The 8,235-nt window shown below is 69.6% G+C and carries 9 protein-coding genes; 4 read left to right on the forward strand and 5 right to left on the reverse strand.

Annotated features, from left to right (window positions below; translation table 11 throughout):
* Positions 1-4: 4 nt before the first annotated feature.
* A complete protein-coding gene (locus ACFVDI_RS16795; RefSeq protein ID WP_378906956.1) occupies positions 5-1,459 on the reverse strand; it encodes a wax ester/triacylglycerol synthase family O-acyltransferase in 1,455 nt (484 codons plus the stop codon).
* A 159-nt stretch (positions 1,460-1,618) separates the two neighbouring features.
* Here ACFVDI_RS16795 and ACFVDI_RS16800 point away from each other — a divergent pair, with 159 nt between their 5' ends.
* The 3 genes from ACFVDI_RS16800 to ACFVDI_RS16810 all read left to right on the forward strand — a co-directional run bounded on the left by ACFVDI_RS16800 (position 1,619) and on the right by ACFVDI_RS16810 (position 3,717).
* The gene (locus tag ACFVDI_RS16800; protein WP_378906958.1) at positions 1,619-1,993 is read left to right on the forward strand and encodes a hypothetical protein; all 375 of its coding nucleotides are present in this window, start codon (positions 1,619-1,621) and stop codon (positions 1,991-1,993) included.
* The gene (locus ACFVDI_RS16805) at positions 1,990-3,333 is read left to right on the forward strand and encodes a hypothetical protein (protein ID WP_378906960.1); all 1,344 of its coding nucleotides are present in this window, start codon (positions 1,990-1,992) and stop codon (positions 3,331-3,333) included. The genes ACFVDI_RS16800 and ACFVDI_RS16805 overlap by 4 nt, the downstream gene beginning before the upstream one ends.
* 123 nt (positions 3,334-3,456) lie before the next feature.
* Positions 3,457-3,717 (forward strand): helix-turn-helix domain-containing protein, encoded by a 261-nt coding sequence (locus ACFVDI_RS16810; protein ID WP_008358738.1) that lies wholly within the window; start codon positions 3,457-3,459, stop codon positions 3,715-3,717.
* Positions 3,718-3,817: 100 nt separating this feature from the next.
* On the opposite strand, the gene ACFVDI_RS16815 is transcribed toward ACFVDI_RS16810, so the two are convergent.
* From ACFVDI_RS16815 to sigE, 3 genes are all read right to left on the reverse strand, one after another.
* The gene (locus ACFVDI_RS16815; RefSeq protein ID WP_378906963.1) at positions 3,818-5,227 is read right to left on the reverse strand and encodes a S1C family serine protease; all 1,410 of its coding nucleotides are present in this window, start codon (positions 5,225-5,227) and stop codon (positions 3,818-3,820) included.
* A gap of 70 nt (positions 5,228-5,297) precedes the next feature.
* Positions 5,298-5,780 (reverse strand): hypothetical protein, encoded by a 483-nt coding sequence (locus ACFVDI_RS16820; protein WP_378906965.1) that lies wholly within the window; start codon positions 5,778-5,780, stop codon positions 5,298-5,300.
* The gene (gene sigE, locus ACFVDI_RS16825; RefSeq protein ID WP_328531978.1) at positions 5,777-6,376 is read right to left on the reverse strand and encodes an RNA polymerase sigma factor SigE; all 600 of its coding nucleotides are present in this window, start codon (positions 6,374-6,376) and stop codon (positions 5,777-5,779) included. Before sigE ends, ACFVDI_RS16820 begins: the two co-directional genes overlap by 4 nt.
* Before the next feature lie 175 nt (positions 6,377-6,551).
* Here sigE and ACFVDI_RS16830 point away from each other — a divergent pair, with 175 nt between their 5' ends.
* The gene (locus ACFVDI_RS16830; RefSeq protein WP_378906967.1) at positions 6,552-7,187 is read left to right on the forward strand and encodes an O-methyltransferase; all 636 of its coding nucleotides are present in this window, start codon (positions 6,552-6,554) and stop codon (positions 7,185-7,187) included.
* A gap of 89 nt (positions 7,188-7,276) precedes the next feature.
* On the opposite strand, the gene ACFVDI_RS16835 is transcribed toward ACFVDI_RS16830, so the two are convergent.
* Positions 7,277-8,235: leucyl aminopeptidase family protein (locus ACFVDI_RS16835; RefSeq protein WP_378906969.1), on the reverse strand; the 959-nt coding region annotated here is incomplete at its 5' end.

Here is an 8,235-nt window from a genome sequence, read left to right on the forward strand (position 1 = left end):
TGCCTCACTCACCGGAGTTCTTGACCACGCGCAGGCCCCGCGGCGCACGGAAGCGGCGGCCGGACGCGGTGTCGAGCAGCTCGTCGAGGGCTTCGCTGATGCACTGTCCGACCAGCGACGCGTCGGGCACCAGGTCACGGTCGGCGGTGATCGCGAAGAAGACCTGGCCGTCGTAGGAGGTCACCCCGATCGCGAGGGTGTGGCCCTCGGTCAGCGGGTGGATCGGATAGGAGGCCACCAGCCGCGAGCCGGCCGCGTAGCGAGGCTCCTGAGGACCGGGCACGTTGCAGACCGAGAGCAGGTAGTCGTGCTCGCTCTCCGCGGCCACCCGGGAGCCGACCACGTGGAAGGTCGCCGGGGCGAAGCCGCTGATCCCGGCCAGCCGCTGCGCGCTGACCGTGCGTGCGTTCGCCTTGTGCTGCTCGAAGGAGTAGGACACCTGGTGGAGCCGTACCACCGGCGACGGCTCCGCGACCGGGAGCACCACGAAGTGGGGTGCCACCGCCGAACCGAGCTGGGTCGGGTCGAGCTCCTCGTCGATCACCGAGACCGGCACCAGCGCCGGCACCTGGCGTACGCCGGCCAGCGACTGCTGCCGGGTCATCAGCCAGGCGCGCAGACCGCCGGTGACGGCGGCGAGGATCACGTCGTTGACGGTGCCGCCGTGGGTGTCACGGATGCGGCGGAAGTCGGCCAGGTCGGCCTGCAGCGTGACCACCAGGCGCTGCTGCGAGAGCGGGCCGCTGAGCGGTGTCGGCCGCTCCGGAGCCCGGCGGGTGAGCACCCGGGCGATCCCGTTGCCCGCGTTCTGGAGGTCCTTGGCGACGCTGGTGACCCGTCCCAGGGCGACGCCACCGAGGCTGCGGGCCGTGCCGGTCAGTCCGCTCACCGAGGTGACCGCGTCGAAGACCGCACCCGCGACCAGGCGGGCACTCGACTGCGGCACCGGCGGCTCCCACAGGTCGGGCACGATCGGTCCGACCTCGGGCTTGTCGTCGAGCAGCAGCTGGACCAGGTCGACCGTCTCGGCACCGTCCACCAGCGCCTGGTGGGTCTTGGTGACCAGCGCGACCCGGTCGCCGGCCAGCCCCTCGATGACATAGAGCTCCCACAGCGGCCTGGAGCGGTCCAGGGGACGGGAGACGATCCGGCCGGCCAGGTCGAGGAGCTGGTCCATCGAGCCCGGGCGGGGCAGCGCGGAGCGGCGTACGTGGTAGGTCAGGTCGAACCGGTCGTCGTCCGCCCAGACCGGGTAGGCGATGCGACCGGGCACCACCCGGACCCGCTGGCGGTAGCGCGGCACGAAGGCGAGCCGGTCCTCGACGTGCTCGAGGAACGCGCCGTAGTCGAAGCCTTCGGACCGGGGCTGGATCAGCTCGATGCTCGCCACCTGGTGCGGCACCGCCAGCGTCTCCCCGTCCAGGTAAGCCACCTCACGTGGCCTGAGCCGGTCGCTCACGCTGCCACCTCCGTAGCGCAGGCGCCAGGGTACGGACGTGGCCGCCTGAGGCCCATGGTCGCTCGCTGACGCTCGCTCATACCCTCTCAGCCCCCTCTTTGGTTCATGTGCGATTGTGGCAGAAGCCAGCTCGAACTTAGCCCACGAAACGAGGGAGTAATGCGCCTCACGGCCCGGATCATCGCGGTCGTGGCAGCAATCTGCGGGATCGCGTCCATCGCGACCGCCTGCGGAAACGACGTCGCCACCGAGCCCCGCACCGACAGCGACCCGGTGGTCGTCGAGATCAACTTCTCCGATGAATCGGTCGACCCGCACGGCACCCAGGTCGACGTCCCGCTCGGCCACAGCGTCGAGCTCGACGTGACCGCCGACGCCGCGGGTGAGATCCACGTGCACACCGACCCGGCGCAGTCCGCCGCCTACGGCGTCGGCACCACCCGGATCAGCCTGGGCGCGTTCGAGATCCCCGGTCAGTTCGTGGTCGAGTCGCACACGCTCGGCAAGACCATCGTCACCCTCGAAGTCAGGTGATCCTCACCCACGGCGTGGGCGGTCGCCAGGACCTCCCACTGCCGCTCGAGTACGTCATCGCGGGCGCCGTCCTCGCCCTGGTCGTCTCCTTCGCACTGCTGGTGCTGACCACCAGGCGCGCCGCCGAGGGCGAGCTGGTCTCCGCACAGGGTCCGCAGAGTCGCAACCCCCGAGGTTGGCCGTTGCCGCGGCTCGGGCGTGTCGTCGACTCCCCCGCCTGGACCGCGCTGTGGCGCATCGTCGGCCTGCTGCTCTTCGCCTACTTCGTGCTGGTCGCCTTCGCCGGCTCCGACAACGCCCTCAACCCCATCTTCGGGATGACGTACGTCTGGATCTGGGTCGGGCTCGTCCCGTTCTCGCTCCTGTTCGGACCGGTCTGGAAGGCGATCAGCCCGGCCCGCACGTTCGTGGCCGGACTGACCTGGCTGCGCGGGGAGGGCGATCCCCCGCTCCGGCTGCCCGAGCGCCTCGGCTACTGGCCGGCGGCGTTCACGCTGCTCGCCTTCGCCTGGCTCGAGCTGGTCTACCCGGAGAACAACTACCTCGGCCCCGTACGCCTCTGGCTGGCCGTCTACCTGGCCGTGATGATCCTCGGTGGCGTGCTCTTCGGCGAGGAGTTCCTGGAGCGCTGCGACCCGTTCGAGGTCTACTCGTCACTGACCGCGAAGCTGTCGGTGTGGGGACGTACGCAGGCCGGCAACCTGGTCCTGCGCACCCCGCTCGGCAACCTCGACACCCTGCGCCCGGCGCCGGGCCTGGTCGCGGTTGTCTCCGTGCTGTTCGGCACCATCGTCTACGACTCCTACCGGGAGTCGCCGCCCTGGCTCCAGATCGTGCAGAGCCCGGAGATCTCGGGCGGCACCGCCTACCTGATCAGCAATCTCGCGCTGATCTCGTTCCCGCTGATCGTGGCCGGGTTCTACTGCGTCGGGACGATGCTGACCGGCGTCGGTGACGTGCCGCGCCGGGCCCTGCCTGCGGAGCTGGCGCCCTCGATCGTGCCGATCATCGTCGGCTACGTCGTGGCGCACTATCTCAGCTACTTCTGGGAGAGCGGGCTGGCAACGCTGCGCAACGCCTCGGATCCGCTCGGAAACGGAGGCGACTGGTTCGGAACGGCCGATCTCCCGGTCTCCTATTTCTTCGCCTTCCACGCGACGCTGCTGGCCGTCATCAAGGTGGCCGCGGTGATCATCGGTCACGTGCTCGGCGTCTGGTCGGCCCATATCCGGGCACTTCAGGTGCTTCCCAAACAGCATCTGGTGACTGGGCAGGTGCCGCTTCTGGTGACGATGGTCGGCTTCACTGTTGGCGGGTTGTATCTCTTGTTCGCGGCATAGCGCGACTCTGCTTCACGGTTCACCCACCACGCATCCACAAAGCAGCGCAACACTACCTAAAGCGGGCTAACAGGTTTGCGCGATGGTTTACGGCCGCTTGCCAAGTCTGGGAGACTGATCCTTATGTCTGGTACCCCCCGCTTCCTGACTCTTGCCGACGTGGCCGAGGTGCTCAACACCTCGAGCGCACAGGTCTATGCCCTTGTCCGCCGTGGTGAGCTCCCCGCCATCAAGATCGGCGGCCGCGGCCAGTGGCGTGTCGAGGCCAGTGTCCTCGAGAAGTTCATCGATGACATGTACTCGCAGACCAAGGCCTTCGTGGCCGACCATCCGTTCGTCGAGGCCGAGGGCGCTGCGCCCGCCGCCACGCCGGACGCTTCTTGAGTCACAGCATCCTCACCCCCCACAACTAAACCTTCCCCACAACAACGCGAAGAGCTGCCGGGCATCGCGCCCAGCAGCTCTTCGCGTCTTCTGCCCGGTCTCAGGCGAGGTTCTCGGTCTGTGCCTCCAGCTTGATCTTGAGCTCGTGGCGGGCACCGTTACGCATCACGGTGAACTCGATCGTCTCCCCCGGCTGGTGAGCACGGATGGCGACGATCATGCCGATCCCGTCGGTGACGGTGACGTCTCCGACCTTGGTGACCCGGTCGCCGTCCTTGAGACCGCCGGCCGCTGCCGGCGAGCCCGCCTCGACGACCGAGATCAGCGCTCCGTCGTGGTCGACGGCCTGGACGTCGACGGACGCTCCCACGATCGGGTAGGTCGCCTTGCCGGTCTTCAGGATCTGCGCGGCGGTCACCTTGACCTGATCGATCGGGATCGCGAAGCCGACGCCGATGCTGCCGCCCTCGCCGCCCTCTCCACCACCAGCGGTCGCGATCGCCGAGTTGACCCCGATGACCTGGCCGACGAGGTTGACGAGAGGGCCACCGGAGTTGCCGGGGTTGATCGCCGCGTCGGTCTGGACGGCGTTGATGTAGGAGGTGTCGTCCTCGGTCTGTCCGGTGCTCACCGGGCGCTGGAGCGCGCTCACGATGCCCGAGGTCACGGTCGAGCTGAGCCCGAGGGGCGAGCCGATGGCCACGACTCCCTCACCGATCCGCAGCCTGGACGTGCTGCCCAGCGACGCCGGCTCGAGCTCCTTGACCTCCTGCACGTCGAGCACCGCGAGGTCGTAGACCGCGCTGCGCCCGACCACGTCGGCCTTGTAGCGGCGGCCCTTGTGGTCGACCACCTCGATGCTGCCCTTGGCCTTGGCCGCGTCGGCGACGACATGGTTGTTGGTCACCACGTGACCGTTGCGGTCGAAGACGAACCCGGAGCCGGTCGCGGCATCCTCGACACCCTGGTATTCGGCGAAGATCTGCACCGTCGAGGGCAGCAGCGTCGCGGCCACCTTCACGATGTTGGCATCGTCGCCCGCCAGGGGCGCGTCGGTCTCGATCGAGCCGGGGTCGAGACCACCGCCGGCGAGGCTGGACATGTCGTCCTGGTCCTCGAGCACACCACCTGCGTAGCCGCCCAGCACGCCGAGCAGGAACGCGACGGCGGCCGCGAGCGCCCAGATCGGGCCCGGGACGCGACGGCGCTGTGTCGAGTCGGCCCTGGACGCCGGTGCGGCCGGCAGGACCGGCGGGCCGTCGAACCCGGGAAGCGAGGGGCCCGGCGGTGGCGGCACCTGGGGTGGAGCGGTGACGGCACCCGGCCCCGGCGCGACGGCGGGACCCGGCATGGCCGGAAGCGGCACCTCAGCCGTGTCGCGCTCGTCATCGACAGCGTTCTCGGCGTTGTCGGGGGACGACTGCCCGGCCGGGGGCACGTTCGGCACGTTGGTCGGCGGTGCCCAACGGGAGATCGGCCGCGACTGGTCGTCTTGTGGTTCCTGCGTCACGACACCCATTCTTCCCACTCGCCCCAACAATGGGCAGCCGGGGTCTCGTGACGTGTCGCCGTGTCGTCGGTCAGCGCCGCACGTGCGCGACCACCGGGGCAACCGGGACCTGGGTGACCGAGGTGACCGGGAGGTTCCGCGGGACCGGCGCGTCGGCGGGCGCGGCCGCGAAGGTGAACATGCCGAACACGGCGGCACCCACAGCACCGCCACCGGCGGCGACCATCACCAACGTACGCCGCACAGACCGGGGGTCGGAGTAGCTATCGCCGAGGCGATGTCCTGAGCTTGTCGAAGCGTCGTCGGTGGGCCACACAGAGGCGGCCAGGACGCCACCGCGGAGCGACCCTTTGAGGTCGGCCGGGGCCGAGACGCCGGGATCGACGCTGAGCCCGGCCAGGCGCCGCTTGAGCCAGCCCTCGCGCTCGACGAGGCGGCGACAGGCGCAGCACTCGTGCACGTGGGCCCAGGCCCGCTCCTCCTCCGCTTGGGGAAGTTGGCCGTCGAGCAGCGCGCTGGTGCGCGCGCCGAGGTGGTTGCCCAGAAAACTCATGAAGCCCCGCCCCACAACACCTTGGGCCCGGAGTGACGCAACCGTCCGCCGCGCGGGGCGCGGTGGGCGAGAGCGTCACGGAGCATCGCCCGGCCGCGGTGGATCCGCGAACGGACGGTGCCGAGCTTGGCACCGAGGATCTCCGAGATCTCCTCGTAGGAGAGCCCCTCCACGTCACAGAGCACGACCGCGGCCCGGAAGTCGGGAGGCAGCGTGGCCAGAGCGCGCTCGATGTCGTCGTCGAAGCGCTGGTCGGTGTAGGCCAGGTCCGGCGTCGGGCCGTTGCTCGTCAGGCGCGAGGCGCGCTCGTCGGAGAGGGCATCGAAGCGGATCCGCTGCTTACGGCGGGCCTGGTCGAGGAAGAGGTTGGTGGTGATCCGGTGCAGCCAGCCCTCGAAGGTGCCGGGGCTGTAGGTGTCGAGAGAGCGGAAGACGCGTACGAAGACCTCTTGGGTGAGGTCCTCCGCGTCGGGGCGGTTCCCGGTGAGACGGTAGGCGAGCCGGTAGACCCGGTCGGAGTGCTTCTCCACGATCTCGTCCCACGACGGCACACCCGGCTCTGGAGTCGGGGTCTCGGTCGTGGGCTGCGCGGTCATGGTGCTCCTGCCTGTCTCGCTGATCGCTGACATCTCCTACGGTAGATCTCCTGGACCTGGAAGGGCTGAGAGTTGCCTGTGAGGCTCCTATTTTTCCTCTTCCTGTCACCGTTCAACGCACAAGGTGGATCAGGCGTTCCCGCACCGTTGAGGGAAACACGTTAGGTTTTGCGGTGTGACCAGCCCTGTCTCGACCGCAAGTTGGACCTACGCCGACGAGTACGTCGCGGAGGACGACCTCCTCGCAGCCGCCCGTTCCCGGGCCGAGGAGGTCGGAGTCGCCCCGATCGGGCCGGGCGGTGGCGCCACTCTCCGCTTCCTCGCCTCCATCCTGGACGCCAAGAACGTCGTCGAGGTCGGCACCGGCACCGGCGTCTCCGGGCTGTGGCTGCTGCGCGGCATGCGTTCCGACGGCGTCCTGACCACCGTCGACATCGAGACCGAGCACCAGCGACTGGCCCGCCAGAGCTTCACCGAGGCCGGCTTCGGCCAGCGGCAGGCACGCTGCATCGCCGGCGCCGCCCTCGACGTGCTCCCCCGGCTCACCGACGACCACTACGACATCGTCTTCGTCGACGGCGACAAGACCGAATACTCGGCCTATCTCAAGGAGGCGCTGCGCCTCCTCCGTCCCGGCGGCGTGGTCGCCTTCGACAACGCGCTGTGGCACGACCGCGTGGCCGACCCGTCCGTACGCGACGAGGAGACCGCCACCATCCGCGAGCTCAACCAGCAGGTCGCTGACAACGACGACCTGATCCCGCTGCTCCTCCCGGTCGGCGACGGACTCCTGCTCGCCCGCAAGATCTAGCCGAGACGTCACTCGCGTCGGCCGAGGCGTCACGTACGTGCCATCTCGGCCGACGTAGGTGACCTCTCGGCCGACGGGGTGACTTCTCGTCAGGAACCGACGCCGGCCAGCGGGTCGGCGGCGGCGAGCCAGGTGAGCAGGACCCGGGCACCGAAGCCGGTGGGACCTGGGGTGAGCTCGTGTACGTCGGCATAGGCATCGCCACAGGCCACGTCGAGGTGGGCCCACGGGATGCCGCCGGTGAAGTGGTGCAGGAAGAGCGCGGCGGTGATCGCGCCGGGGCCACCGGGGGCGTTGTCGGCGTCGGCGACCTTCGAGGACAGCTTGTCCTCGTAGTCCGCGACCAGCGGCATCCGCCACAGCGTCTCGCCGGAGAGGTCCGACGCCTCGCGCAGCTGGGTCGACAACGCGTCGTCGTCGGCGAAGTAGCCGGCCATGGTCTGCCCGAGCGCCACCCGCATCGCACCGGTCAGGGTGGCGATGTCGACCAGCGCGGCCGGTTTGATCTTGTCCACGGCGTACGCCATCGCGTCGGCCAGCACGAGGCGGCCCTCGGCGTCGGTGTTGGTGACCTCGGAGGTGCGGCCGCCGTAGTGGGTGACCACGTCGCCGGGGCGCAGCGCGGAGCCGGAGATGGCGTTCTCCGCGGCGGCGATGAGCCCGACGACCTTGACCGGGCAACCGATCTCGGCCAGTGCCGACATCACCGCGAGCACCACGGCACCGCCGGTCATGTCACGCTTCATGTTGATCATGCCGTCGCCGGGCTTGATGTTGAGCCCGCCGGTGTCGAAGGTGATGCCCTTGCCGACCAGCACCACCGTCGGCGTCCTGCGGCCGGCCTTGCGGGGGGTGTAGTCGAGCCGGATCAGCCTCGGCGGGGTCGCCGACCCCTGGCCGACCGCGACGATGCCCCCGAAACCCTCCGTGGCGAGCTGGTCCTCACCCCAGACGGTGACCTCCAGGCCCGTCTCCCCACCCAGGGCCGTGGCCTGCTCGGCGAGCCAGGCAGGGTTCTTGAGATTGCTCGGGACCGTGGCGAAGAATC

The organism is Nocardioides sp. NPDC057767 (assembly GCF_042798275.1).
Taxonomy (GTDB): domain Bacteria; phylum Actinomycetota; class Actinomycetes; order Propionibacteriales; family Nocardioidaceae; genus Nocardioides.